This window comes from Ruegeria sp. BG8 (genome assembly GCF_056538325.1).
The window spans coordinates 40,190-66,935 of the sequence record NZ_JBQFSZ010000012.1 but is presented as its reverse complement, the minus strand read 5'-3'; the positions used below and the strand labels follow the sequence as shown (position 1 = coordinate 66,935).

At 56.2% G+C, this 26,746-nt stretch carries 26 protein-coding genes; 6 read left to right on the top strand and 20 right to left on the bottom strand.

The window, feature by feature from the left end:
• Positions 1-708: 708 nt before the first annotated feature.
• From ACR0DG_RS18910 to ACR0DG_RS18860, 11 genes are all read right to left on the bottom strand, one after another.
• Entirely contained in the window at positions 709-1,434 is a 726-nt protein-coding gene (locus tag ACR0DG_RS18910; RefSeq protein ID WP_480699895.1) for an SDR family oxidoreductase, read from the bottom strand.
• Between the two features lie 61 nt (positions 1,435-1,495).
• A complete protein-coding gene (locus ACR0DG_RS18905; RefSeq protein WP_480699896.1) occupies positions 1,496-2,485 on the bottom strand; it encodes a sugar ABC transporter substrate-binding protein in 990 nt (329 codons plus the stop codon).
• A 45-nt stretch (positions 2,486-2,530) separates the two neighbouring features.
• A complete protein-coding gene (locus ACR0DG_RS18900; protein ID WP_480699897.1) occupies positions 2,531-3,523 on the bottom strand; it encodes an ABC transporter permease in 993 nt (330 codons plus the stop codon).
• Entirely contained in the window at positions 3,507-5,042 is a 1,536-nt protein-coding gene (locus ACR0DG_RS18895; protein WP_480699898.1) for a sugar ABC transporter ATP-binding protein, read from the bottom strand. The genes ACR0DG_RS18900 and ACR0DG_RS18895 overlap by 17 nt, the downstream gene beginning before the upstream one ends.
• Entirely contained in the window at positions 5,039-6,004 is a 966-nt protein-coding gene (locus ACR0DG_RS18890; RefSeq protein ID WP_480699899.1) for an ABC transporter permease, read from the bottom strand. The genes ACR0DG_RS18895 and ACR0DG_RS18890 overlap by 4 nt, the downstream gene beginning before the upstream one ends.
• Complete coding sequence (locus tag ACR0DG_RS18885) at positions 6,001-7,023, bottom strand: LacI family DNA-binding transcriptional regulator (protein ID WP_480699900.1); 1,023 nt, start codon at positions 7,021-7,023, stop codon at positions 6,001-6,003. The genes ACR0DG_RS18890 and ACR0DG_RS18885 overlap by 4 nt, the downstream gene beginning before the upstream one ends.
• A 159-nt stretch (positions 7,024-7,182) precedes the next feature.
• A complete protein-coding gene (locus tag ACR0DG_RS18880; protein ID WP_480699901.1) occupies positions 7,183-7,494 on the bottom strand; it encodes a putative quinol monooxygenase in 312 nt (103 codons plus the stop codon).
• Positions 7,495-7,542: 48 nt separating this feature from the next.
• Positions 7,543-8,400, bottom strand: a complete 858-nt coding sequence (gene aroE / locus ACR0DG_RS18875) for a shikimate dehydrogenase (RefSeq protein WP_480699902.1) — start codon at positions 8,398-8,400, stop codon at positions 7,543-7,545.
• A gap of 27 nt (positions 8,401-8,427) precedes the next feature.
• Positions 8,428-9,483, bottom strand: coding sequence for an ABC transporter permease (locus ACR0DG_RS18870; RefSeq protein ID WP_480699903.1), 1,056 nt, complete (start codon positions 9,481-9,483; stop codon positions 8,428-8,430).
• Positions 9,480-11,102 carry a sugar ABC transporter ATP-binding protein gene (locus ACR0DG_RS18865; RefSeq protein ID WP_480699904.1) on the bottom strand — a complete coding sequence of 541 codons (1,623 nt, stop codon included), beginning with the start codon at positions 11,100-11,102 and terminating at the stop codon, positions 9,480-9,482. The genes ACR0DG_RS18870 and ACR0DG_RS18865 overlap by 4 nt, the downstream gene beginning before the upstream one ends.
• Positions 11,102-12,055, bottom strand: a complete 954-nt coding sequence (locus ACR0DG_RS18860; RefSeq protein WP_480699905.1) for a substrate-binding domain-containing protein — start codon at positions 12,053-12,055, stop codon at positions 11,102-11,104. The genes ACR0DG_RS18865 and ACR0DG_RS18860 overlap by 1 nt, the downstream gene beginning before the upstream one ends.
• 166 nt (positions 12,056-12,221) lie before the next feature.
• On the opposite strand from ACR0DG_RS18860, the gene ACR0DG_RS18855 reads away from it, so the two are divergent.
• Positions 12,222-13,196, top strand: a complete 975-nt coding sequence (locus tag ACR0DG_RS18855) for a GntR family transcriptional regulator (RefSeq protein WP_480699906.1) — start codon at positions 12,222-12,224, stop codon at positions 13,194-13,196.
• A gap of 289 nt (positions 13,197-13,485) precedes the next feature.
• Here the strand turns inward: ACR0DG_RS18855 and ACR0DG_RS18850 are convergent.
• Positions 13,486-14,168, bottom strand: a protein-coding gene (locus ACR0DG_RS18850) for an IS6 family transposase (RefSeq protein ID WP_480707265.1) whose coding sequence is annotated in 2 segments (ribosomal slippage) — positions 13,486-13,949 and positions 13,949-14,168 — 684 coding nt in all. Because the reading frame shifts where the segments join, the coding sequence is not laid out codon by codon here.
• 284 nt (positions 14,169-14,452) lie between these two features.
• On the opposite strand from ACR0DG_RS18850, the gene ACR0DG_RS18845 reads away from it, so the two are divergent.
• Positions 14,453-15,508, top strand: coding sequence for a tyrosine-type recombinase/integrase (locus tag ACR0DG_RS18845; protein ID WP_480699907.1), 1,056 nt, complete (start codon positions 14,453-14,455; stop codon positions 15,506-15,508).
• Positions 15,509-15,883: 375 nt separating this feature from the next.
• On the opposite strand, the gene ACR0DG_RS18840 is transcribed toward ACR0DG_RS18845, so the two are convergent.
• Positions 15,884-16,858, bottom strand: a complete 975-nt coding sequence (locus ACR0DG_RS18840) for a ParB/RepB/Spo0J family partition protein (protein WP_480699908.1) — start codon at positions 16,856-16,858, stop codon at positions 15,884-15,886.
• Positions 16,855-18,057, bottom strand: coding sequence for an AAA family ATPase (locus ACR0DG_RS18835; protein WP_480699909.1), 1,203 nt, complete (start codon positions 18,055-18,057; stop codon positions 16,855-16,857). The genes ACR0DG_RS18840 and ACR0DG_RS18835 overlap by 4 nt, the downstream gene beginning before the upstream one ends.
• 609 nt (positions 18,058-18,666) lie before the next feature.
• Here ACR0DG_RS18835 and ACR0DG_RS18830 point away from each other — a divergent pair.
• A complete protein-coding gene (locus ACR0DG_RS18830; RefSeq protein WP_480699910.1) occupies positions 18,667-19,695 on the top strand; it encodes a RepB family plasmid replication initiator protein in 1,029 nt (342 codons plus the stop codon).
• 183 nt (positions 19,696-19,878) lie between these two features.
• On the opposite strand, the gene ACR0DG_RS18825 is transcribed toward ACR0DG_RS18830, so the two are convergent.
• The 6 genes from ACR0DG_RS18825 to ACR0DG_RS18800 all read right to left on the bottom strand — a co-directional run bounded on the left by ACR0DG_RS18825 (position 19,879) and on the right by ACR0DG_RS18800 (position 24,761).
• Positions 19,879-20,808, bottom strand: a complete 930-nt coding sequence (locus ACR0DG_RS18825; RefSeq protein WP_480699911.1) for a nucleotidyl transferase AbiEii/AbiGii toxin family protein — start codon at positions 20,806-20,808, stop codon at positions 19,879-19,881.
• Positions 20,798-21,619, bottom strand: a complete 822-nt coding sequence (locus ACR0DG_RS18820; protein ID WP_480699912.1) for a type IV toxin-antitoxin system AbiEi family antitoxin domain-containing protein — start codon at positions 21,617-21,619, stop codon at positions 20,798-20,800. The genes ACR0DG_RS18825 and ACR0DG_RS18820 overlap by 11 nt, the downstream gene beginning before the upstream one ends.
• A 283-nt stretch (positions 21,620-21,902) precedes the next feature.
• The gene (locus ACR0DG_RS18815) at positions 21,903-22,256 is read right to left on the bottom strand and encodes a ubiquitination-like system serine protease family protein (RefSeq protein ID WP_480699955.1); all 354 of its coding nucleotides are present in this window, start codon (positions 22,254-22,256) and stop codon (positions 21,903-21,905) included.
• A gap of 5 nt (positions 22,257-22,261) precedes the next feature.
• Positions 22,262-23,671, bottom strand: coding sequence for a ThiF family adenylyltransferase (locus ACR0DG_RS18810; RefSeq protein WP_480699913.1), 1,410 nt, complete (start codon positions 23,669-23,671; stop codon positions 22,262-22,264).
• Positions 23,668-24,048, bottom strand: a complete 381-nt coding sequence (locus ACR0DG_RS18805) for an E2/UBC family protein (protein ID WP_480699914.1) — start codon at positions 24,046-24,048, stop codon at positions 23,668-23,670. Before ACR0DG_RS18805 ends, ACR0DG_RS18810 begins: the two co-directional genes overlap by 4 nt.
• Positions 24,045-24,761, bottom strand: a complete 717-nt coding sequence (locus ACR0DG_RS18800; RefSeq protein WP_480699915.1) for a multiubiquitin domain-containing protein — start codon at positions 24,759-24,761, stop codon at positions 24,045-24,047. Before ACR0DG_RS18800 ends, ACR0DG_RS18805 begins: the two co-directional genes overlap by 4 nt.
• Here ACR0DG_RS18800 and ACR0DG_RS18795 point away from each other — a divergent pair.
• From ACR0DG_RS18795 to ACR0DG_RS18785, 3 genes are read left to right on the top strand one after another with little or no spacing between them, the layout of a single operon-like run.
• Positions 24,760-25,338, top strand: coding sequence for a hypothetical protein (locus tag ACR0DG_RS18795; protein WP_480699916.1), 579 nt, complete (start codon positions 24,760-24,762; stop codon positions 25,336-25,338). The two genes, ACR0DG_RS18800 and ACR0DG_RS18795, sit on opposite strands and share 2 nt — an antisense overlap.
• The gene (locus ACR0DG_RS18790; protein WP_480699917.1) at positions 25,325-25,738 is read left to right on the top strand and encodes a hypothetical protein; all 414 of its coding nucleotides are present in this window, start codon (positions 25,325-25,327) and stop codon (positions 25,736-25,738) included. Before ACR0DG_RS18795 ends, ACR0DG_RS18790 begins: the two co-directional genes overlap by 14 nt.
• Positions 25,735-26,523 (top strand): ImmA/IrrE family metallo-endopeptidase, encoded by a 789-nt coding sequence (locus tag ACR0DG_RS18785; RefSeq protein ID WP_480699918.1) that lies wholly within the window; start codon positions 25,735-25,737, stop codon positions 26,521-26,523. The genes ACR0DG_RS18790 and ACR0DG_RS18785 overlap by 4 nt, the downstream gene beginning before the upstream one ends.
• Positions 26,524-26,746: the final 223 nt, after the last annotated feature.

Below are 26,746 nucleotides of genomic sequence, written 5' to 3'. Positions count from 1 at the left end.
ACGAATGTCAATGCGATAAAAGCGATCAAAATCACGCTGTCCGCGCTCAACAAGTCGCTTCGCGGGGACATGCAAATCGATTTGAAACACATCCAGCCAGTGATCTGAATAACCTCAGCCTTAGTGACACGCGATCAGGAAGAGGCACTGGCCCTCTTGGATATAACCGTCATTCTGAAAAAAGGTGCAATGATTCAAGCTGACCCTCTCCGTGACGTTTGCAACAACCCTGTCGATCTCTTCGCCCGCGATCAGGATATCCCGGACTTACCCGAAGGCGGTCAAATCTGCCTAAGTAGGAGACCAGAACACACCGTAGATGTCTCCACTAGTCTCCCTCTAATAAATGGAACCCAAGTTCTTTGCCGAACTATCCTTGAGGCGATCATGTATTGTTCGAAAGGCTAGAGACCAAAATAACACGGTTCCATGGGTTGGTTTTCATTTCAAAAACTTCCGAAATCTGTTCAGACGTCAGTAATCAAGATCAGCGGCTCACCCCGAGTTTTACTGTTTTCGAGCATCCTGACCGTAAAACTTATCCGCAGTAAAAGTTACTACCATTTAGGTGCCAGTTAGCATTACCGTTTTGCGCGACAGCCTGATGCAGATCTCGGCGTTATCGTTTGTTGCCCAGTTACTCGAACGACTTACCTTAGCTTAGTGGTTGAGTTCGGCAAGCCGAACCAGATATGTTCAGAAAAGCTCTCAAATATCCTGCGCCTGTGGCAGCACAATCAATTCTCGGACCGAAACATTCGCAGGTTGCCGCAAAGAAAATCCGATCAGATTGGCGATGTCTTGCGGAGTCAGCGTTTCGCCCTGGGCGACCTGTTGGGCGATGCGGTCGGGGTCGGGCGTGCCCCACAACTCTGTCGCAACCGTTCCGGGAGAGACGGACTGGACGCGAATACTGTCCCCGGCCACCTGCCGCCGGAGCGAGCCCGTAAACGCCCGTAGCCCATGTTTTGTGGCCGAATAGACGGCCTCATCCCGCATATCAGCTGACCCTGCGATCGAGCCTATCATCAGGATATCGCCGGTCTTGCGCGCCTGCATATGCGGCAGCACCGCACCGGTCAGAACCATGATTGAACTCAGGTTGACCATCACCATCCGTGTGATTTCTTCTGCCGACATCTCAACGAACGGCCGATTGTCGAAGATTCCTGCATTAGCAACCAGAATATCCAACTGGCCAAATGTTTCGATCGCGCGGGCACCAAGGCTCTGAACATCCTGCGGGTCCTCAAGGTCGGCTGCCACGATAACGGCATCGGTCCCAACCTCGGCCCTGATCGCCTCAAGTCGGGTCTGGTCGCGCCCGGACAAAACCAGCCGACATCCCAAACTCGCCAGATGCCGCGCGGTTTCACGACCGATCCCTGAACTTGCCCCGGTGATAAGGGCGACTTTTCCTGCCAAATCCTGCATTGAACTCTCCGATAGAATTGAGACCCGGGCGGTTAGATGTCCGCCCGGGAAGGTCTTTTGCTTAGTAGTTTCTGGCCCAGTAATCCTGCATTTCACCAACATTTTCAGGCGTCGCAAGCGTGCCCTTGGCCAGGCAACCATTTTCACCGCAACCGGGATCCTGATCGCGCAGAATAGCCATCATAACGCGTACTGCTTCTTTGGCATGGGCTTCCGCGTCCCAGGTGACAGCAGCGTCGATATAGCCTTCTTCCATTGCGCCAACCGCAGCGGTCAGCAGGTCATTCGACGCGATCCACATGTGTTTCTCGTGGCCGGTCGGGTGCCATTTGTCGACAGCTTCCAGAGCGGCCTGAACCGATGTGATCGCCCAGTCGCTTCCCAGCAGCAGACAGTTCGCTTCGGGATGTGCGGGCAGAGCATCGTTCAAGCCCGCAAGGACTTTGTTCGGGTCCCATTCCGACGGGATCTGCGCCACAATTTCCAGACGGTCGCTGCTGGCCGCCGCGGCTGCGAATTCGTCTCTGCGGTTAATGGCGTTGATATCGGCAAGCGAGCCCAGAACTTCGATGCATTTGCCATGCACATCTTTTTCTTCGAAAATTCTAATCAGCTCGGCTGCCGCAACGCGCGCCTGATACCCGCTGTCGCCGCCTGCATGAGCTGTCGGTTGACGGCCCGAGGACGCGCGGTCAAAAGTGACAAAGGGCGTTCCCGCCGCTTCGGCTCGACGGATTGAGCTGCCGATGGCAGCAGCATCCAAAGCGCGCGAGATGATGATGTCGACATCGCGGTTGATGAGGTCCTCGATATTGGCGGCCTGACGCGAACTGTCATTGTTGGCCATGTTGACCACCCACTCGAATTCGACGCCTTCGGCTTCGCTGATACGGGCCGTTTCGGCCTTCATATAGTCCTCCCACGCCTGGTTCAGCGCGCTTTCGCGGGCATCCCAGGACAAACCGATGGTGTAGGACTCGGCCGCCAGCGGCGCAGCCAGACCAACAGCGGCCAGAACCCCGGCCAGTGATGCTAGTTTGAAACGTTTCATTTTTTCCTCCACTTTAGTTTACAGTTGCTGTTTAATTCCTTCAGATCAGTCGTTTCGCTTCAAAGCGTCCACATACATGGCCAAAAAGATGATGACCCCTTCGACCAGTCGGAATGAATAGGGTGATGCATCGGAATGTTGCAGACCACTGCGGATCATCTGAAACGCAAGGGCACCCAGGAACACGGCGCGCAGAATATGGCCGCGCCCGCCAAACAGGCTGACGCCGCCGATGACGATGATGGCGATGGCAATGAACTCCATCCCTTCACCGATCTTTGCGGTATTGACGCCCACCTTCATCGTGAACACGACGCCCCCCAGTGCACCGAGAAAGCCGGACAGGACAAACGCGGCGAACAGGCGTTTTGCGACGGGAATACCCAAGCGGCGCGCGGTTTCATCGCTGTTGCCGATTGCGGTAATCTGCCGTCCGAAATTTGTCCGCTGATGCAGCAGGTGCACCAGAACCAGAACGACGATGGCCAGCAGCGTCGTGAGGTAAATCAGGACCCCTTCCGGCGCGCCGGGCACCGGCAGCGAGATGCTGGCCTGACCCACCTCGCGCGTCTGGGCCGTCAGGTTGACCAGCCCGCCATCCGTCATCAGCAGGCCAATGCCCCGGAATGAAATCATGGTGCCCAGAGTAGCCACCAGCGCATTGACCCGCAGCCCCACGACGATCAGCGCATTCACGATGCCAAGGCATACGCCCGCCCCAAGAGCCAGCAGCACTCCGGCAGTCAGAGAAAGCCCGTACTGGCTGGTGGTGATCGCAACGATCGCAGACGCGACATAGGCGGTGGAGCCGACAGAGATATCCAGTTGTCCGCCGATCACGACAAAAGCCATGCCAGCGGCAATAATCAGGTTGGGCGCGATGGCGTTCAGGATCCCGGCGAAGTTCGACAGCCCGAAAAAGCTGGGGGCCATAATCGAGAAGCCACAATAGATGGCGATCAGAACCAGCACGAAGCCCTGATTGCGGGCGACCCGGTTCAGGGAAGACTGCGATACTGGATCAGCCATTGACGACATGACGAGCCTCCGCTGGCTGGTGTGTGTCGGACACGGCTTCAAGCAAGGTCGCCCGATCCGTTGTTCCCAGCAATTCATGTGTGATACGGCCCTGCGATATCACAAGGTACCGGTCGCAGACGCGCATCAGCTCTTCCAGTTCCGAGCTGACGATCAGAACCGACGTGCCCTTCTCGGACAATTCGTGGATCAGGTGCAGGATTTCGGTCTTCGCGTTGACGTCCAGCCCGCGCGTCGGTTCATCCAACAGAAAAACCTCGGGGTTTTGTGCCAGCCAGCGGGCAAAGACAACCTTTTGCTGATTGCCCCCACTCAGCGTCCCAACGCGTTGGGAAATGCCGTTCACCACAATGCTCAACCGATCCACCATCGTGCGGGCCAACGCATTGCGGCGCGCCCGGCTGACAACACCCGTCGACGCGCTGATGGATGGAAGGTTCGGCAAAGCCACGTTGTCCGCCACATCGCGGGGCAGCAACAGGCCTTCGCCCCGGCGGTCTTCGGTCACAAAGCCGACGCGACGGCGCAGGCCGACGGGCGTTATGTCATTGGCGCTGCCATCCTCGTTGTGCCACCGCATGTCTGCCGTGTCGCAACTGTCCAGCCCGGTCATGCCGCGTAGCACCTCCGTCCGGCCCGACCCGAGCAGGCCCCAAAGCCCTAGAATCTCACCGGCTTTCAACTCGAAGCGGATGTCGTTCAGGACATGGCCCCGCTCAAGCGCTCGAACGGTCAGCCGGGGTGCGGAAAACGCCCGGTCAAACGGAGTGATGCGGTCCTCGTTGCCCACCTCGCCCATCATCTGCAGGACTATTTCGGCCTGATTGGTGTCGGCGATGGCGGATTCGTACACGGTACGCCCGTTTCGCAGCACGCAGACCCGGTCGCAGACGCGGAAAATCTCTTCCATGAAATGCGTGATATAGATCACGGCGACGCCGTCCTTTCGGATCGTCTGAACCACATCGAACAGGCGTTCCCTTTCACTGCGCGACAGCGAGGATGTGGGTTCGTCAAAGATCAGCACCCGGGGGTTTCGATGAAGGGCACGGGCGATCTCGACCAATTGCCGGTCGCCGGTGCTGAGCCGGGACATCGGCGTGCGCGGATCACCGGTAAAGCCCAGAGGAGCCAGCAGTTTTGCCGCCTGTGACTCGGCTGCCGCGAAATCCACCAGACCGAATGTCTTCAAAGGCATCCCGTCGGCAAAGATGTTCTCGGCCACGCTCATCGTGGGCAGCGAATTTAGCTCTTGCGAGACAAATGCAATGCCGTGCTGGATCGAGGCGGCCGGCGACGGGAACTGAACCTGCCGACCGTCCAGCAGGATTTCCCCGTCCGTGGGGGCGAACACACCACCAAGGATGTTCATCAGCGTTGATTTGCCCGCGCCGTTTGCCCCCATCAGGGCGACGCATTCCCCCTGATTGACATGAAAATCCACATGATCCAGCGCGACGACGCCGGGAAAGCGTTTGCCGATGCCGTGTACTGCAAGTGTGGGCGTTTTCTTGGTCATGCCCTGGCCCTCGCTGCCATCTGGTCGAATGCGATGAAGGCCACGATGATGCCCCCGCGCGCGATCTGGTTGACAAACAGCGAAACCTCCAATGCGTTCAGAACATTGTTCAGAAGCGTCATGAAAAATGCACCGAAGACGGCCCCCAGAACACGGCCTTGCCCGCCATAGATGCTGATGCCGCCGACGATGCAGGCGCTGATGACATCCAGCACCAATATAGGGCTGGCTAGATTTGCCGAGGCTGAAGCGAGCCGTCCTGTCATCATGATTGCCGCGATCCCGGCCAGGACTCCTGCCATCACGTAGCTGAGCATCAGAACCCGGCCCACATTGATCCCCGCCACCCGCGCCGCATCAGCATTGATGCCAACCGCATAGAGACGGCTGCCAAAGATCGTGCGTCCGATCACAAACGCGGCGACCAGCGATACGACAATTGCGATATGCACATTCAGCGGCAAACCCGCGTACCGGGTAAAGAACGGGTCAACAAACGCATCGGGGATCTGCGAAATGCTCAGCGAATTGGTCAGCCAGACCGCGACCCCGTTTGTGACGGTCATCATCGCCAACGTCACCACGAACGGGATCATACCCAGCACGCCGACAGCCAAACCGTTGAAGGCACCGATTCCGATACCGCTCAGGATCATGATGGCCATGCCACCGATCGGATCACCGGTCGCGCGCATATACATCGCCCCGAGCACCGCGCTGAGCGCGGCGTTGAAAGGCAGTGACAAGTCAATCCCGCCGCCGATCAGCACCACGGCCATGCCCGCTGCCAGGCAAGACAGGATCGCGGTTTGGCTGAGGATGTTCAGAAGGTTGTTTTTGGACAGGAAGTTCGGAGACAGAAAGGTCAGGGCGACAAAAACGGCCAGAACCAGGCCAGCAACGATCAATTGCCGCGCGCTGGGGCGCAGACCCTCAGGCAGGCGCTGAGTCAGAACGGTCATTTCTGTGCCTCCGACTCTATCTTGGGTGTTGAGCCCCGCACGATCAGTTCCGGCGGCAAAAGTGCGTTTTCGCCTACATCCTCTCCGTCGATCAGCGACATGAGCTTTTGCCAGGCCTGACCTGCAATCTGTGCCGCAGGTTGACTGACGACCGAAATACCAGGCTGCACCATCGTCAGAGCCTCAAAATCATCCATCGCCAGAAAGCGGATATCGCCAGGGATCGACCAACCCTTTGACTGCAGCGTCGGCAGCACGCTTTTCGAAGCAAGGTTCGAGGCCGCAAAAATCGCCTGCGGTGGTTGTGCCAGCGTGTTCAACGCGGCCAGTGCCTGCTCTTTCCCTTCGGACACATCCAGCGATAGATTGAATGATCTGATCGACACATGCGCAGATTGATCGGCCAATGCGGCATGAAACCCGTCTTTCCGCTGGTTCAGGATCCAGAAATCCGGACGCGCATGTCCGAAATAGACGATATCCTGCGCTCCGATTTCCAACAGATGCCGACCGGCAAGATAACCAGCGCCATAGTGATCGACCGAAACCGACGGGAACGGGTTTTTCTGCGAAATCCGGTCTGCAACAACGATGGGAATGCCATACCGCTCAAGCTCGGTCAGGGCGGGCTGATAGTCGAAAGCGGGTACGATAATCAACCCGTCCACACGCCGCGAAATGATCGCCTGAAGATGCCGCCGGGTACGCGCTTCGTCTTCGCCGGTGGTCATGAACATGACGCTTTTCTCGCTGTCCAGCGCAAGGTTTTCGATTTCCTGCAGCACTTCGGAAAAGAACGCGTTTTCGATGTTGGGCACAACAAAGGCGATAACACCGGTTCGGCTGCTGCGTAGACTGGCGGCCAGCGTATTGCGGTTGTAGCCAAGCTCGGCTGCGGCGGCTTCGACCCGCTCGACCAGAGCTTTGGAAACAACGGGGCGCCGATTTAATACGTTAGAAGCTGTGCCGATCGAAACAGAGGCATGACGTGCAATATCGACGATCGTTGGATTCTTCATCAGCCCCTCCCAAAGCAGAATCATATTTTAAAACGTTTCAAATTTAATTGAAAGGTTTCAAATTTGGGTTTCTATGGTCTTGCATTGACAACAGATTTCTCGCGGTATCTGGTATTTTGCCTGCCGATCCGGACGCAATCAAAGCGCCGGGTCAGCAGATCACCGGCTGGACTCGGGGGTTGAGATCATCGACATGAGGCGCAGTTTGTGAAGTTCGAACACCGAGTCCCTGGCATCGGTCAGCGCCACAAGATGCGGCGAAACGTTATGCTTGTCCCACTCGGCGCGGCTGGCCCAGTTTTCATAATATAGAAATTCGGCCGGATCCTCGTTGTCCTGATGCAACCAATATTCAATGCACCCCGATTCCTGACGGGTCGGTTCTAACAGACCCATCAGGATAGACCTGGTTTCTTCAATCTGACCGTCAATGGCCCGGATATGCGCGACGACCGTTAGCTGTTCCGACATGTTTTTCTCCTGCTCGAAATCGTAACGTTGAATAGTTTGGGATAGCCGTTACAGAACCTGTTCCAAGCGGTCCCGCATGGGGGCCTTGTCGGGACTGACACCGGTCCAAAGCTCGATGCCATAGCGCCCCTGTTCGATCAGCATGTCCAGCCCGTCGATGGTGCGGCACCCAAGGTCTGCGGCGCGTTTCAGCAAAGGCGTCTGCGGCGGATTGGGCACAACATCAATCACCAGCGCCGAGGACGGAAGGCTGTCGAAATCAAGCGGAACAAGCGCCACGGCATCCGGGTACATGCCAATCGAGGTGGCATTGACGAAAACATCCGTGTCCGTGTCCAGTTGGATGGCGCTGTTCAGCGGTCTGAATTCGGCAGTGAACCCCTTGGTCTGTGCGGTCAGTTCATCGGATTGCACCCGGGCCAGCAGGTCCTGCCCCCGCGCTGTGTCCCGGTTCACGACCGTCAAGTGCCGCACACCGGCCAAGGCCAGTTCCACCGCGATGGCACGGGCTGCGCCGCCTGCGCCCAGCATCGTAACCTTCAGCCCCTGCGGTGACACCACATCCTGCAACGCCCGAACCAAACCGCGCCCGTCGGTGTTTTCGCCAATCAGGCGATCCCCCTTGCGCACAACGCAGTTGACCGCACCGATCAACGATGCAGACGGAGCAATTTCGTCCAGATAATCCATCACGGCGATCTTGTGCGGCATGGTGCAGTTGAACCCAGCAAACCCCATGGCGCGCAGCCCCTGAACCGCAGCGGCCAGCCCGTGTTCATCGACCTCCAGCGTCAGATAGCGCCACGGCAGGCCGTGATGGTCAAAGGCCGCCTGCACCATCGGTTCGCTGGGATTGTCCCAAACCGGTTTACCGATCACGCCGACAAGGTCTGTTTTGAACTTCATGCTTCTCTGGCTTTCCGGTTGGCGCGATCAGCTGCTGCGGCTGCGCGATTTGATGTATGTGTCAAAGGCAACGGCGGCGACGATGATGATGCCGATCACGATCTGCTGCCAGAACGGTTTGACGTTCAGCATCACCAGCCCGTTGAGCAAAACCCCGATCAGCAACGCCCCCGCCGCCGTCCCCAGAACCGAGCCGATGCCGCCAAACAAACTTGTGCCGCCGATGACTACCGAGGCGATCACGCGCAGTTCGAAGCCGACGCCCGCCACGGCTTCGGCCGAGTTCAGGCGCGCGGACAGGACAAATCCGGCCAGCCCGGCGCAAAAGCCGGTGATCGTGTAGACACTCGCGATGACGAACTTGACGTTGATTCCAGACAACCGCGCCGCCTCGGGGTTTGCGCCCACGGCGTAGATACTGCGCCCATAGCGGGTGTAATTCAGGACATACCACGCCAGAATCGTGCCGCTGACGAACAGGATCACTGGAACGGGAACGCCGGCAATATCGCCCCTACCCCACCAGCGATATCCTGCGTCAAAGCCGCTGATCGGTCCGCCATCGCCCACCAACAGGGTAATTCCCCGGAACAACGACATGCCGCCCAATGTCACAACAAAGGGCGGCACGTTGAAAACGGTGGTCGTGACCCCTTGCAACAGCCCCGCAAGCGTTCCGACAATGATGGCCGCCGAAAAAGCCCAGAACCACCACAGCGCCTCCTGATCTCCGCCGCCGAGGGAAAAGGATTCCGTTTGCCCTCCGGTCACAAGCGCCGCGCCGACAATCCCCGCGGCGGCCAGGGTCGAGCCGACCGACAGGTCGATCCCGGCGGTCAGGATCACGAAGGTCATACCAATGGCCAGCAGGCCAAAAATGGACACTTCGGTCAGGATGTTCAGGATGTTCCGGGTCGACAGGAACCGCTCATTGTACGAGGTAAAGACGATCACCAGCAGCACCAGAAAGATCAGCGGGGCCAGTTTCGCCAGCACACCCGCCCAGTCAATCGGCCGGGCCTGCGTTTCCTGCTGAACGGCCGCCTTTGCACCGGTCTCTCCTTGTCTGGTGTTGTCGCTCATGGCCGGGCTCCTGCGGAATTTGGGGGCTCACCCGGCAGGGTCTGCACGGGCGTCATGCTTTGCATCAGGGTTTCTTCGGTCGCATTCTCGCGCCGGAACTCACCGGTGATCCGGCCCTCAGACATGGTCAGAATCCGGTCCGAGACGGTCAGGATTTCCGGCAGTTCCGAGGAAATCACGATAACCGCCGTGCCCCGATCGGCAAGGTCGAACAGAATGTCATGCACCTGCGCCTTGGATCGCACATCAATCCCGCGGGTCGGCTCATCTACGATCAGGATTTTTGGGGCCTTGGCCAGCCAGCGGGCGATCAGGGCCTTTTGCTGATTGCCGCCGGACAGTTTGCCAATCGCCTGCCGCGCGCCCGAGACTTTGATGTCCAGCTTGTCCCGGCTTTCTTCGAACAACCGGTTTTCCGCACCCAGATCAAGGCGACCTAGGCCGCGGGACAATTCCATCAGCGAGGCGACCGAGATATTCTGATCGACCGGCAGATCCAGAAAACAGCCCTGTTTCTTTCGGTCTTCCGTCACCAAGCCCAAGCCCGCATTGATGGCTTGCCGGGGGGTGTCGATCTCGACCGGCTGACCATCCACAAGGATTTCACCGGATTGGCGCCCATCCGCGCCAAACAACATGAGCACCGTTTCCGTCCGCCCCGCCCCTACCAGCCCGGCCACCCCAAGGATTTCGCCGTATTTGGCCTTTAGGGATACGCTGTGCACCATCGTGGCATTGGGATCGCGCAGATTGGGAATGCTGGTCAGGTCGCGTGCCTCCAGCGCAATCTTTCCGCCTGTTGCGGCGGCGCGTTTGGCGAAAATATGCGAAAACTCGCGTCCGACCATGGAATGAATCAACCCGTCCTCGTCGGTGTCCGCGACGTTGCCTATATCGACAAGCTGCCCGTCGCGCAGCACCGAATAGCGATCGCAAATGCGAAACACTTCGCCCAGACGGTGCGTGACATAGATGACGCTGATGTTCTGGCGCTTCAGTTCCAGAACGATGTCCAATAGGCGATCCACCTCGGACCCGCTGAGCGCGGCGGTCGGTTCGTCCATGATGATCAGCTTGGAATCAAACGACAAAGCGCGGGCGATTTCGACCATCTGTTGCTCGGCCACGCTGAGGCTGCTGACCAGGCGCGAGGGTGATATATTCAAGCCGATTCTGTCCAGCGCCTGTTTGGCATCGCGATGCATCTGACCATGACGAATGCCGAAGGTGCCCCGTGGTTCGCGCCCCAGAAAGATGTTTTCCGCAACTGAGAGCGGTGGGATCAGGCTGAATTCCTGATAGATCGTGACGATCCCGGCTTGGCGTGCCTCCAGCGGGGTCTCAACCTGCAAGGGCGTCCCGAACAGCGCGATTTCACCGCTGTCGGCGGGTTGGGCACCGCTGAGGATCTTCAACAGGGTGGATTTTCCAGCTCCGTTTTCCCCAAGCAGGGCGTGGACCTCGGCCCGTCCAACCTCCAGCGACACACCATCCAGAGCGGTCACACCGGGGAAGGTTTTGGTAAGGTTAGAAATCCTAAGTATCGGGTCTGCCACGATCCGCACCTTGTCAGTTGACGACCGGATGCGGGCGACGATGCCCGCATCCGGTCTGTGCATTACTTGATTTCGCCGTAACGTTCGGCTTCTTCCAGGTTGTCAGCACTGATCATGCGAGGGATGATCAGGTTCACCTGTTCTTTCGGGCGTGTGCCGTCGGTTACAAAGGCATTGACGATCTGCACGGCCGTGCGCGATTGCAGCCCCGGGAACTGGTCGACCGCACCGGCCAGCCCACCTTCACGCACCGCCAAGAGCGCCTCGGGGCCCGCATCAAAGGCGATGATCTTGACCTGATCTTCTGCTCCGATCGACCGCAACGCTTCCAGCGCGCCCAGGCCCATCTCGTCATTGGCGGCAACGATGACATCGGGCATTTCCGACAGGCCGGTCAGGATCGCGTTTGTTACGCTCAGGCCCTGATCCCGGCTCCAATTGGCAGTCTGTTCGGCGACGATCTCATATTTGTCGCTCAACGGGTCCAACACATTGTGCAGCCCCTGATTGCGGTCAATCGCCGGGCTGGCACCCGGCTGGCCCTGAAGGTTCACCACCCGCGCGCCATCGGGGAACTGTTCGACAACCCACTGTCCCTGCGCTTCGCCGCCTGCCACATTGTCCGCACCCACATGAGCCAGCAACCCATCGACATTATCGACACGGCGGTCGATGGTGACGACTGGAATACCTTCGTTCACTGCATCCTCGATGGCTGTCGCCAAAGCGTTCACGTCATTGGGGCTGATGATGATCCCATCCACACCCTGCACGATGGCGTTTTCGACATCAGCCACCTGCTTGGGCGATTCATTGCGCCCGTCCGCCTCGATGATCGAGATATTTCCGATTTTCTCGGCCTCGTCATTGATGCTGCTTTGCATGTGGACAAAGAACGGGAATTGGAGCGACGGCATAGACGACATGATCGTCAGGTCCTCGGCCGCCGCGTGCGTGGCACCACCCACGGCAAGGGCTGCCGCCAAAATCAAGCTTTTAACATTGGGATGTTTCATCTGTTTCCTCCTCCGTAGCGCCGCGTCTTTTGAGCGAGACGCTGGCCTTCTTTTTTGACTTTTGCATACAAAAGTTGTATTTTCAAGCAATATGAAACCCTGGATTTTTCTTGACTAAGCCCAAGCATAAAGACACGCCAATCTTGATAAAAAATGGGAGACCAACTTGGCAGAAACCAACTCTGGCCCGATGTACGCCCAAATTCGTGATCGACTGAACGAAGCGATTGCGGCCGGTGAGATTGCGGACGGAACGCGTCTGACAGAGTCTGTTGTTGCTAATCATTTCGAAGTTAGCCGCCAGACCGCGCGCAACGCCTTGAATGAGCTGCGCGGTGATGGTCACGTTCAGATACGCCCCGGCAAACGCGGCTTTTTCGTCATCAGCGCGGGCAACTCACTAAATCCACAAACGCCAACGTCGACCCACAAGCAACCGCTTGCCAAAATCGGGAAACTCAAGCGCGAAAAAAAGTGGATGGAGCGTTACGACGACATCAAGTCCGAGCTTCTTGCCGTGGCAAGTACAGGGGAATTCAGAATTGTTCCGTCAAATCTGGCAGAACAACACGACATTAGCAGAACCGTTCTAAACGATATTCAGTTCCGCCTGATCGCCGATAACATCGTGCGACTGGAAGGCCAGAAATGGATTCTTAACCGTTTCGACAAAGACACAATCGCCGAACAATTCGCGGTTCGCAAACTGCTTGAACCGCATGCATTGTCCGAAGGGTTTGACCGGATCGAAATAGCTTTTGTCGAGGCTTGTCTCGATCGGATACTGGCTGCAGGAGCTCAAACCACTGCTTACTCCTCGGAACAACTCGAAGAGCTGGAAGCAGACCTGCATGATCACGTTCTTGGATTCTGCGGCAACAGTTTTCTTATGCAAATTCTACGCAAATGTAGATTGGTTCACGTATTCAACAGCTATTACTACCCGCGCTATCACCCTGAAAACCTGTTTGCCCAAGAACATGAAACCGTTTACCGAGCAATCTTGTCCGGCAATCGAGATGTGGCATGTAAGGCATTGGTCAATCACCTTGAATTGTCTCGTAAAACCACGATGAAACGCCTTAGCCGTTTCTCTGCCGATAATTGCGACGCGAATATCGGCTATGTCAAACCTTTGTAGGACATAAAGCAGCGCCAAAGCTGCGGAAGCCTCGGGGCTCATTACCAACAAAGCAACTTTCCAAACATGCTCCCAAGTCTTCGACTCTCAATAAAGAAGCTTGGAAAGAGAAAAGACAAGCCTAAATGGCTGGATTGTTGCAGCCAACAATGAACGGCTGAGAGAGCACAATATTGATTTTTCCGACCCGACTTGAGAACCCGCACTTTCCCTAAGCCTTAAGCAAAGTTTAGCTGGTTCTGTCGCAATCTTTTTGGATGGCAGAGCATCAGAAGAGTTAGAGAGCGGTTCACTCTGCCAGTTGGGCGAACTGCTGAAACGGACGGATTCCGGGCGTGAATTGACCTTTGCGGATCATGTTAACCAGTTCTATGCCTGCCAGGACAGATGCGGCTGAAACGAAAGACTTGAATCCCAGCATGGGTCTGATCCTTCGTTTGATGAAACGGTGCTCCTGTTCAATGATGTTATTGAGGTATTTCCGCCTGACCATTTCAATCGGGATGGGACAACCAAAGCTCTTGAGCATCTTGTTTATGGCATTGATACCAGCAGTGTTGGCACCACTTTTGTAGATGACGATTTTGCGTGGCAATCCGTCCACCTCGAGTGCGCGGGCGAAGAACCTCGTGGCAGCGGCCTTGTTCCAGCGCTTGGATAACATGAAATCTAGTGTTTTGCCGTGCTTGTCGATCGCTCGGTAAAGGTAAACCCATTCGCCTTTCACTTTCACATAGGTTTCATCCATGCGCCCGAACGGTCTGCGGGACGCTTTCTATACCGCGCTGCTTCAGAAATGAGGCCTGCATATCGACTAACCCAGCGGTTCAGCGTTGCGTGATCCAGATCAACGCCACGTTCCGCCATAATTTCTTCCAGATCCCGGTATGAAACACCGTAGCGCAAGTAGAAGAAAACCGCGTGCAGGATCACGTCTTTCGGAAAATGCGCGCCCTTAAATGAGATCGTCACGGTTTGCTCCTGTCGTGTTCTAGTGTGCGCTATCAGAAATGCACTCAAACTGACAGGTAGGGGTGAAGTTTGCGACAGAACCACCTGCACACATCCCACACCCGACCCTAAGCATGCGACGTGCCATATAGCTCTTTTTTTTCGATGATAAACCATGTTAATGATTAATATTTTGCATTTTCGCGTGTATGTGTGGCGAGCCCTTTGCGTATCAATTACACATGATAAGTATCCCTTATCATGTTTAATTGATTTCTCCACAAAACCAGCGCAGAATGCCGCTCATGACAGCGCCAAAGCCCTATCTGCCCAGCCCCTCCCCTGCCCTCTCAGAAGAGGATCACGACGCCCTCACCGACCTATACGTGCGCGGCACCCCGGCCAACACACTGCGCGCCTATGAGCGGGACCTGCTCTATGTGAGCGCGTGGAAAGCTGCGCGGTTTGAGTTGCCGCTGCGCTGGCCCGAGTCTGAGGCCACGGCGCTGGCCTTCATTCTCGATCATGCCCGCGATCTCAGCGGCGCGGCACCCGAGGACCGCGCGCGCAAAACAGCGGACGTTTTGATCGCGCAGGGGCTGCGCAAGGTGCTGACCTGCCCTGCCCCGTCGACCCTGGACCGGCGCATCGCCTCCTGGCTGGCCTTTCACCGGATGAAGAACCTCGCCAGCCCGTTTGAGGCGCCCCAGGTGAAACAGGCCCGCGCCAAGGCCCGCCGGGCCGCCGCCCGCCCCCCTGCCCCAAAATCAGCGCATCCGATCACCCGCGATGTGCTGGAGCAGTTGCTGTCCACCTGCCAAGGGTCGCGCCGGGATTGCCGCGACCGGGCGATCCTGATGCTGGGCTGGGCTTCTGGTGGTAGACGGCGCTCGGAGATCACCGGGTTGATGTTTGAAGACGTCTCGCTGAAGGCGTTTGAAAAAGAAGGCCTGGTCTGGATCTCGCTGCTGGAAACCAAGATGACAACCAAAGGAGAAACGCCGAGGCTGGTGCTGAAAGGCCGCGCGGCCCAGGCGCTGGTCCATTGGATCGAGGTTGGACAGATTAAGAACGGGCCACTGTTGAGACCAGTCTCAAAAGCGGATCGTGTGCTGAAACGTCAGCTTTCGCCGGACGCTATCTATCAGATCGTCAAACATCGCCTCCAGTTGGCAGGGTTGCCGGAGGACTTCGCCTCGCCGCACGGTCTGCGTTCTGGGTTCCTAACCCAAGCCGCACTGGACGGCGCCCCAATCCAAGCCGCCATGCGCCTGTCTTTGCACCGCTCCATGGCCCAAGCGCAGAAGTACTATGACGACGTCGATATCGCCGAAAACCCGGCGACGGACTTATTGGGGTAACCGTTCGCCAAAAACCAACTCGCACCATAAGGACGCCCTACTCCCAGCCAACAGCTCCGAACCCGAATATTCGCTGGCAAGAATTCGATTGCGCGTTAGTTGGATTCGTTTCTGAAGCGTGATCGCTCATCTGGATTCCATTCAAGTTACGCAGATCAAATTCCAATCTTCAGCTATTGGACTTGTCGCGGATGAAAGCCTCTTCAATGGCTGAAGTAAATGTTTCGGTTGCGCCGGCAGATATGCAGCCAGTTCGAGTGGTTAAAACGACCTCTGAGTGAGGGGATTACCAAAATTGCCAATTGGCAATTTTTTCGAAAGACCGACATTGCAGGGAAATTGCCAATTGGCAATTTCCAGCTTCGCTTCAGTAGATCAGTCTCGATCTGTGTCGAAATGCCTGTCCAAGAAGATCGAAAAGACCTCTTGCAGTTCATCTTTGCGTACGTCGGTCGGAAACTCCAACACGATCTTTTTGCCTTTGCGCTTGTATGTCATCGCAGGCTTTTCGGGTGACGATTGAAGAGTCACTGGATCTGCTTTTGTCGAAGCAGGAGGTTTCAACGCTGCCTTGAAGACATTCATGACCTGCACGCCGTCACGGCTGACCCCATCCGTTGCCATCTGCCTCGCAGTTTCTAACAGTTTCTCACGATCCTCGGGCCGACCCAGAAACGGCTTTAGCGTACGGGCGTGCAGTTCTTTGATCTCTCGGATCGAAGGGAATGCCTCAACGATCTCCTTCGGCAACTTGGCCAGTTGCAGGTAACGTGAAAGCCAAGCCTCACTGACCTCTAGCCGTACGGCCATCGCCTTTTGCTTACCACCGTAGTAACGAGTCACAGCGTCTGCATAGTCACGAGCACGCTCATAGTCGGAGATATCTTCTCTGTCGCGGTTCTCGATATCGCCCAATCGAAAAGCTTCTTCATCGGTCAACTCTCGAACATCCACCAAGTAGCGAAACTGTGGATAGTTATTTGCGCGTAGCCAGTTGATTGCAAAATGCCGCCGTGCACCGCAAATCACTTCATACGGCTGCTTTGGATCGCTTGTCTTGCGCACGATAGCTGGAAACTCTTGCCGACCCTGACTGCGGATTCCGTCAATCAAATCTCGACAGTTGTCCTCCGATAGTAGGTCATACGCCCGGTTATGTCGCTCCCACATACGGCATTCTCCGGGATCAACCCACCTCAGGGACTTCTCCTCGATATCCCCCGACATCCGTTCCGCAACTCTGTTAGAGCGGTTTAGAAAGCGAGCGCCAGCGCGTTCGGCTTTGGGGGCAGGGCCGCTATCGAGACCGCTTAGTACGTCATCGAAAATTGCGTCATGTTTCTTGCTCATAACACTCCCTCCTTGCGCAATGCAGTATGGTGACTGGGCCAGGTTTTGCGCATCAAAACTTCAACCTCGCGTCCCACCGCGTCCAGATATGCCCGACAGCGTTTGTGGGTTTCTGTACGAGCTGCTGGTCCCGTAATCTCGTACACCGTGCCCAAGTTCGCTGTGGCGTTATCAATCTCGGCGCTGTCTTTCAGAACACTGGCCATCATGTCTTGGGGAAAAACCGCGTCCATCATTCGTTTGATGGCTGCATGCGCAGATTTGTTGTCGTTCATCTTGGTGGCCAGAATCTTGACGAATGAATAATCACGAGCTCCGCCATGTTGAGCTAGTTCATTCAACGTTGCGCCCATCATCTTCAAAAAATGGGCAGTAGATCCAAAGTCGATATTATTCGGCGGGGCAGGGATCACCATCGCGTTTGCTGCTCGAAGCACTGAAAGAGAAATCATTCCCAGCGCAGGCGGCGGGTCTAGAAGGATTACGTCGAATTGATCGGCTATGGTGCTGATCCCATCTCGCAAACGGTCCAACACAAAAACTTGATCCCTGGCCATCCGAGCTGCGAATTCATACTCAGCGTCATAGAGACCGAGGTTTGCAGGGATGAGCGCAATGCCAGGCCAATACGTAGCGCGTAAAGCATAATGAAGCGTCTGCGGCCCACCATGCTGAAAGAATGGGTAAAGCGTATCTTCAGTCTCATCCACATCAATGTCAGGATTCAGGCCAAAGATCGAAGTCGTTGAAGCTTGGCTGTCGCAATCGATAACGCAAACTCTATAGCCTTTAAGCGCAAGGAACTGGGCAAGATGGGTCGTTACTGTCGACTTTCCAACGCCACCTTTGAATGACTGAACTGACAAAACCAGTGTTGGATCATCTGTTGCACGATGAGGTAGTGTACCGAACACTTCCCGCATCCGGTTTATGTCAGACAGTGAGTACCCGGTCCTTCTTCCAGTGACTGGGTCTTTTTCCGGCTCAGGCAAGCGGCCGTCCGCTTCAGCATCACGGATTAACTTCTCTGATCGACCTACCATCTCGGCAGCGGAGCGAACATTAAAATTTAGGTTTAGCGTTTTCTCAGTGTCGGGGGAGAATACTCGATCGCGCAATCGCTCCATCACGGTACTTGCACGATCAGATAGTTGCTCAATCTCTTCCAGCCCAACAGGGGGCAAGGGGGAGGTGGTCATAGGTTTTGTCCTGTAGAAATCTGCCTTTCGTGAATCATGCCCGGAATGGTGAATCGGCTCAAGTGTGGTTTTTGAGGCAGATCACGTAAAAAATGGGAAATTCGAAGGCAAAGGCCACAGGAGCGGAAATTGGGGGTAACCGGAGGTCATTAGTAACAACATTCTAACTCAGAATATCTAATACGGGTGAAGTTGATGTCTGACGATGTTGCCTGGTACCAATCCCCAAAAAACAAAATATAAAAAACAATCTTGTTCAAGATTCTTGGATTCAAATGTTCATACGAGTGTTATTGATTTAAAATCAATGCTTTGTCTTATGTTTCCCTTACATATCGGGCGCAAATCCTTACAGATTGGGGTGCTTTGCCTTACGTTTCGGATGGTTAAAGCTTACATTTCGGGACGGGCGTAAATCCTACTTTTGGGGACGGATCAGGTGATTCGAAAAACCCTTGTTTTATTGGGTTTTGTGAGCCTTCCTTCGAATCACACGAGCCTCGATGTTGATTCGAAAAATTACAGATTGGGTGCTGGACCGAGACAACAGTGATGGCTATGCTTACATCATACGCCATACAAAAGTAATAATTAGGTGTTGGGCAGTACATGTCAAAAAAACCATACCGCACTTTGGACGCACGGCCAAATTCTGAAAGCCTGGTCAAGCCTGGTGAGCTTGTAGACGTGATTGAGGTCACACCGCTGACGCTTAATGATCGGCGGATCTACAATCAGCTTTTGGAAAACGCTTGGGATGCCATCGACAAGCCTGTCAGCCATGTTATCCAAAAATCCATGCTGCGTGGGTCGCATAACTCGAACGACAGGGTAGGGGAGTCTATTGAGCGATTGATGTCCGCCATTGTGAAAGTGGAAGTTGTATGGGATGGCGAACCTGCGGTCGAACGGGTCCAGTTGTTGGGTGGTAACGTGGAAACAGTGCGAAGCGATGGGCTAATTGAATACGAGATCCCGGCGCGGTTGCGCAAAATTATTTCCAATTCGACAGTTTTTGCCCGATTGCAGCGCGAGATCATGTTCGCACTGAGTTCGAAATATGCGCTGACGTTGTATGAGATCGTACAGAAGCGCGGCAATCTGCGCTGGCGCTCATCCGAGAAGTTTTCCGTCGATGATCTGCGCGGCATTCTAGGTGTACCAAAGGGGAAGCTAACCAACTGGAGCAACTTGAAACTACGCGCGATCGAACCTGCAATTGCTGAAGTCAATGCGCTGTCGGATTACATGGTGGCGATCGATCCAATAAAGACCGGGCGCCGTGTGACTCACGTCGAATTGCGCTGGTGGAAAAAGGACGGAGAAGGGCAGGGGGCTGCGGAACGTGCTCTAAAATTTTCGTCCATTGGACGTAAGGCAAAAGCACAAGAACAGGAAGAACACGTTCAAGTACCTGTTGCTCCAAGCATCAAGCCGCGTCCGGCCTGGCTAGAAAAAAGAGGTGATGCCTTAAAGACCGAAACCTACGAAACTGCCCGTCTGCGCCATCCGGGGTATGACATCTACTACATTGAGGGCCAATGGCGTGACTGGTCTGCAGGAATGGAACCACCCAAAGATCCCGACCGTGCATTTCTCGCGTACATTCGGAAATTCGCTGAAGCCAACCCAATTTGAGTTCCTTACGGCTTACCTACCGATTGACGATTCTTGACCTGATGACAGGCGGCTCCCATAACGGAGAAGAATGAGCCTCCTGAATCGTAATGGGATGTTCGAATTTCTTGGCATTATACACAGTGACAATAAGCGGCGCGGAAATGTCCCCGCGCTTTCAATTGGTCGGACATTGAATTTAAATCAGTCGAAGAGGCGACCTAGGAGTTTCTCGAGTTCTTCCCTTTGCTCGACGTGCTTTTTCGGGTTGTCCCGGATCAGGCGCTCCAGATTGAGAAGCTTCCAACGCACGGCGGGAAGATTGGCGGCTTGCGGTCGATCTATTACGGCGAAATCCGGCGCGCCATCCTGCAGACTGAGCAAGAATTGTCTGGTGGGTTTGTCGAAGCGAGATTGGATATCCGCAATCAGTTGGTTGCGCGTCGTCAGTAGGTCATCCAGGCCGACGGCTGACTTAGTCATGCCCTCGAACTCACGCACATAAGGTTGATCTAAGGCGATCAGGTTGGGATTCAGCAATTCGTGTGCCGGACGTGCCGAACTGGCGATGTAGATCAGGAAAGTCCGGAACAGATCATCCGTCAGTCCTTCGTGTTCGTAGAGTAGCTTTACATCATAAAGATCGCGTGGATGCTGGCGATCCACGGCTGCGTGGAGCTTACCGCCGAACAAATCTTCGAATGAGACGATCTGCATTTCTGCATAGCCAAACGCGTCTGCTACGGCGTCGGAGACCGCCCGGGTTTCGGGGTCATGAACAACGCCGCGTGTGACAGGCGAGGTCTCGATTTTGACTTCTGCATCTTCCAGACGCGCAAGCACGCGGGTGGCGCCGCCCCCACCTCCTTTTATTCTTTGAGCCTTCGCCCCGCTGATACCCTTTTCGATCGACTTAGCGATCCGATCCATGGCTTCGTTGATCTCGGCGAGGCTCTGTTCACGCTCTTTGATCGGCAGATATGTCAGGTCGATATCAACCGAGAGTCGCGGTAGATCGCGATAGAAGAGGTTGATCGCTGTCCCGCCCTTGAGCGCGAATATCTCTTCCCTCGCGACGTAAGGCAATACACGCACGAGAAGGGCGACCTGGGATTCATAATTTCTACGCGCCATTTTCTGCCCCTGTCGTGGCGAACTCTTCGGGTACCATGATGCGATATCGCGGATGTATCCGACCCCCTTCGACCAATGCTCGATCCCCCGTCCCGAGGTTGAAGGCGTCAGCATCAAGTCGTTTGCGCCAGGGGTGATTGTGGCGATCCGCAAAAACAAAGAAGAGGCGCTTGACCTTTATTTTCTTGCAGCTCAGCAAGAGCGCTGAGAGCAACTTAGGTCGTAGTGTCGTCAAGCCTTCGAACACCATGTCGAGGTTGTGAAAACTCTCATGGTCCGGCAATTCGTCCATGGCTTCCATGACCGCCCGTTCGGGGGCCGACATGCGCAGTTGCCAGTCCCACGGGAGGGAGTTTTCAGATTTTATGTCGTCATTTGTAACACCAAGTGCCTGGTCAGCGAACAGCGACGTATTGCGCGTTTCTATAGGCGCATTGAGTGGTAGCTTCGTGAGCCAGTTGGGTATTTTGAAGCCATAGATCCAGACCGGGGCGTTGTTGCCCAAACGCAAGTAGTGGTCGTAGCCCTGTTGTGAGAGAGCGGTTTTGCCACCGATATGAATATCATAGCCCATGATATGTTGCATCGACATCAGGCAGGCCTTCCAGTCAACGGTGTTTGATACGGGCGGATTGGGAACAGGTCGGCGAAAAACGCCACGGTGAACGCGTTCGAGCCAGCCCCGTTTTACATAGTCGCGAAAGGTTTCGTAGGCTATGCCATGGGCGGTGAGCCAGTTGGCATCGACGAGATATCCCGCGGGCACTGAGTCGAGAACTTTCTTCAGATTTTTCGATCTTCCAGCGTTCATGACGCCTTAAATCATATTATTTCAAAGAAAAGGCAAGAGGTTCTCTTTGAAAAGTACATCTTTAAAGCGTCTATAGCGCTGAAAATAGCACATTATTAAAAACACAGCGCCACGCGGAAACCCATCGGAATACCCGGGATAAATGGAAGATTCCGGTGCCAAGGGCGGGAAGCGGAAGTTCGCTGCATACGCGCAAAAGACTCTGGTAATTCAGCAAAGCAGCCGTTCAGAACCATCTTCCATTTCTTACAAAATCCAGTTTCGCACTGTCGCTGCTGTGAAGCTAACGACGAGGACTATCCTTGCACCAATCAATTCGCCCTTGTCGGATCCAGAAGTGACACCGGCATTCGTTCGTCTGCCGGACCGAGGGCGAGATGGTCGGGCGCCTCAACCAGTCTGCCATGGCTGTCCATCTGGGCCTCCGGTTCTTGCTGAGAGACAGCTTGATGGTCTCGCCGCACCCACCGGGGCAGTGGAAACAGGCCCATTTGTCGACGCCATCGCTCACGATGGTCATCTCCCCCGGCACAATCTGATCCGGCGTCGGGTGTGTGGGTGTTATCCTGGCGATCAGGTCGTTTCGCGGAATGAGGCGGAAGAGCTCGAGGCTCTTCCGCAGAGTGTCGATTATCATGCCACTCACCCAATACGATCCAGGAACGGGTCGATGTCGCCAAGGCCCCAATATTTCTCACTGCCGCAGACCGGGCAGTCCGGCTGGGGCTGCGCCGCTTGCGAACGCTCGAAGCCCTTGTCGAGCTTCCGGTAGCGTTGCCACGCCCATCCACCGCTGCTGCGGAAGTCTACGAGACCGGCAAGAAGTTCGTTCACTGCCATGGTGGCCGCCTCTGAGGTGAAGGTTACGACGGCCGGGGCGGGATTACCTCCGCCGCGGACATAGGCCTCGGTCTTCTGCCGTTCATATTCGGCGGGGTCCGATCGCTGGAGATCCTCGTCGCGGGCCCTGACACGATCTACCGTGCCGCGGCAGCCGTGGCACGCCGACGTGGGAAACAGCACGCTGACCCGCGCAGCCATCTCGAGGAGGCCGGGCTCACCATCGTCACGGGGCATCAGAACCAGCCCGACATCGATCACCGGGATTAGGTAAAAATGCGCGACGCGGTTCAGGTATAGGCGCCCGGTGTGATCATCCGTGCATCCGAAGATGACGTCGCAGGATTTCAGCGCGTCACGGATATGCGGCGCGTCCACCCAGCCGTTCATCGACCGGATGTCGACATCGAGGCTCATCATCGTCACCTCGCGTGCCATGACGTCGACCTTGGGCACCGCGTTGTCAGCATCCTTCCGGGTCGCGCCATACAGGCGGTTCAGGTTAGAGTGCTCGACCACGTCATCGTCGATGACCACGATGCGCCTCACGCCGAGGCGAGCAAGAAGCTGGACCACCGGGCTTCCGGTGCCGCCGCAGCCGACCACGGCAACGGAAAGCTGCTTGAGGAGGCCGTTGACCTCCGGCCCGAAGGCCAATCCCTGCCGTGCCAGGATTTCCGACGGGATCGGCACGTCGGTCGACTGGATCTCGAGCCGAGTGCCGATGACGGTCACGCTATGACAGGGCCGGGGTGTCATGTCGTCTTCCCAGACCCGCGCCCGGTAGAGGCCGTCACCGACCTGCACGACGCTCACCAGGCGTGTCCCCTCGCCGTTACGGTTCCGGGCCATGGTGAAGAGGTCGCGCTCGTTGCGATCGTCTTGGTCTGAGAAACCGTCGAAGCCTCCCGGGTGACTATGAACAATCGCCGGCACCAGGCCTTCCTCCTTGGCCCGGCGACAGAGCTGGGCGAAGGAGTTGGTATTCCAGGTGACGTGCTTGCCGCTGGCATCAACGCGGTCCTCCTGCGGGATCGCGATGACCTCGTAGGAGTTGTAACGGGTCCGCGGCTCGAGGTCCCAGGGGTCCTGCGCGATCTCGCTTTTGCCGAGCAGCATGTAGGCGGCGCCCTCGTGCCCACGGGGATGCGCGAGCAGCGCCTGCAGCTTGTCGCGGTGACGGGCGTGGAGGGTGATGTCGTTGCGCTTCATGCCGCCACCTCCAGGGCCACTTCGACCCGCTTCAGCATGGTCCAGATGCCGTCGGTGCCGGGACGCCACTGGTTGTTATGCCGAGACCAGCGCTGCCAAGTCTGGCCATCGAAGGCCTGGCGAGCCTGCGTGCAGCGGGGCTCACGCTGGCCGGCAAGGAGCTTCAGATGCGGCACGGCGAAGAACATGTCGGGGGCGACCTCGGGATACGAGGGCGGCAGCAGGATCAGGATATCCGCTTGGGCGACCTGATACTTGCCTTCTGGCAGCGTGATCCCGGTGAGGACCACGCCCTTCTTTCCGCCTTCGATGACCTCGCGAACGGTGATGCCGCGGCCCTCAAGGTAGCGGCGATCCTGTCGGGGGAGGAGACTCATGCTGCACCACCTTCCGTGGTCTGGGGCACGCCGGTGAAGAAGTGCTCCAAGCCTGCGTCCGCAAGGCAGATAAGATCGGTGTCGCCGACCAGGATGTCATCCTTGCCGGGGATCACCTGCCAGACGGCGAACTTAGCGGGATCGACCCCGGCCAGCCTCTTAAGCACGCGCCCGCTGATGACCTTGTGGGCCCACTCGAGGCGTTTGCCATCGATGTCGAAGCGGAAGGATTCTGCGCTCGGGAAGACCAGGAAACGCTCGACCTGGCCGGGGCGCAGATCCGTGGTTTCCTCGAGGCGCAGTTCCTCGAGTTCACCGTTGCGCAGCACCTGGAACACGAGGTGTTCCTCGGCCTTACGGAAGCCGGCCCCCTCGATGATCTGGCGGCCAGTGGGCGTCGGATCGTCGATGACGGCGTCGGTGAACTTCAGGTCGTGGTCGCCGACCTGGACATTGTAGGGTCCGTGGTCGCGGGGCTTGCGGCCGGCCTTCAGGGCGGCCTGGAGATCTTCGATTTCGATCGGTTCGGTAGACATGGCAGCAAATCCTTTTCTTGTCTGCTCGACGCCAGCAGTGGGCGCCCTCAAAGGTGTATGCGCGGCAGAAGAATGTTCGCGTTCGCAGTGTTCATTGTATTTTTGGATTTTCTTGACCGCGGTACGTCGTTTCGTGCGCATATAACGTTGAAGAGCAGCGACGATGGCGACTGGCATGGCGAAAGACACATCCGAAGAGTTCCATACCCTCAAGGAATTCAATGACGAACTGGACCTTCTCTTCCGCGATGATGTCGCACTCAGGAAGCTCCATCAGAAGGCGCGGAACTGGTGCATCCGGAACAACCGAGCCGGCGACGAAGAGGAGGTCCTTCAAGAGGCGGTCATGAGGGTGATGAAGAGTGAGATCACCGGAACGCGCCAATGGCCCAAAGGTGTTGCGCTTATCGACTTTCTCTCCGGTGTGATGAGGAGCATTGCGTCGGAGCGCCCCAAGATCGGGTTTCGCAAGAACACCGACAAGGACATGGAGGCCGCGAAGGACATCGCCTCGTCGTGCAACCAGGAAGGGCAGCTCTTCGAGAAAGAGTTCATGGCTGGCTTCATGGCACTCTTCGAGGGTGATGACGACGTACAGCTATACCTCCTGGCTCTAGAGGAGGGGCAATCGAAGTCCGAGATCATGACGGGCCTCGCCTGGAATGAAAGGGAATACAACACGGTGGTGCAGCGGGTCAAAAGGACGCGCAATGCCCACCCGGAAATGAAAGAGATGCTCAATGGCGGACGATAAGAGAACTTTTCAAGATCGCCTGGCTGACGAAATCGACGAAGCTATCACGAACGCATCAGACGAGGACGTTCGGAATGAGGCTGACGAGGTCGGGGAGGACATTGCTGCTTTCGGAGATCGCATGAGGGCCTGGCTGGAGACCGCGAAAGACGAGGTCGCCGAGATGGCAATGAAGGAAGCCAAAGCCGCGGCTGACAAGGATCGTGCTACACGCGACCAGAAAGTCGTCTCCATGGCTCAGCGTACGCCAAAGAGCCGACCCGACAGCTTTATGCCGGATACGATAGCCGCGCGGCATGGAAAGAATTTGTCCGACAAAGACCGAAAAGGGATTGAGAAAGACTTGGACGACCTGTTCGACGATGACGCTTGGCCGGATAAAAAGGGCAACGAAGAATGACCCATTCTCCGCGCCGTGCCGAGGAGATCCTCCAGGCGCTGCGCCTGAAGCGACCAGAGGACATTGACCTGGAAGCCATTGCTTGGCTTCAAGGTGCCAAGGTTGACTATCGGGAAATGGATGGATGTGAAGCTTGCATCCATGGCCGAGCCGACGTCGGCCGCGCGATAATCGCGGTGAAAGACGCGCACGGAAATCTTCGGCGTCAAAGATTCTCCCTCGCACACGAACTGGGGCACTGGGAGTGGCATAGAGGAGAGCATCTGTTTTGTGCCAAAGAGGATATTGGAGGCAGTAAGGGGCGGGAACGAGGACTTTCCCGAGAGAAGGGTGCGAACCGGTTCGCCTCAGAGCTGTTGATGCCGGAGTTCATGCTCAAGAGTGCGCTGAGTGACTTCAGGAAATTCGACATGCGAACCGTGCGTCTTCTTTCAGACGCCTTTTCTGTCAGCAAGACGGCCATGGCATACAGATTGGTGGATCTTGACTTCGAACCGAGCCTTCTGGCTTCTTACAGCCGCGGGGGCCTAAACTGGTTCAAGCGATCAAAGAGTGTAGGGGAGCGGTGGTTTCTGCGGCGGACCCTCGATCCGCAAAGCAATGCCTACGATATTCTGCACAAAGGTGCCCGAGACGACATCTCGCTTTCACTTATGGACGCGGATACTTGGTTCGATACCGAGGGCGCCGACCGACATGAGCTATGTGAGCAGTCATTCCGCGTAAGAGATGACGAGATCATGACGCTGTTGGTTCTCAAGAGTGAGTATATGATGGCACGCTAAAAGGTATAGAAATCAATTGATTAGCCACTTGAGTAGGATTCAGCGTTTACCTAGACCAGCCTCACGCAGATCTAAATTTTCCCATACTATACTGACGTGACGCCTCGGATTGCCGTTCAAGCATACGTTCGTAGATTCGGCGCTCTTGTTCTAGATCACGCGTCTGATCGTCTTGTGCTTGGGCCTGCGGTTGGTTGCTCTGCATCACATTTTGATCCATTTC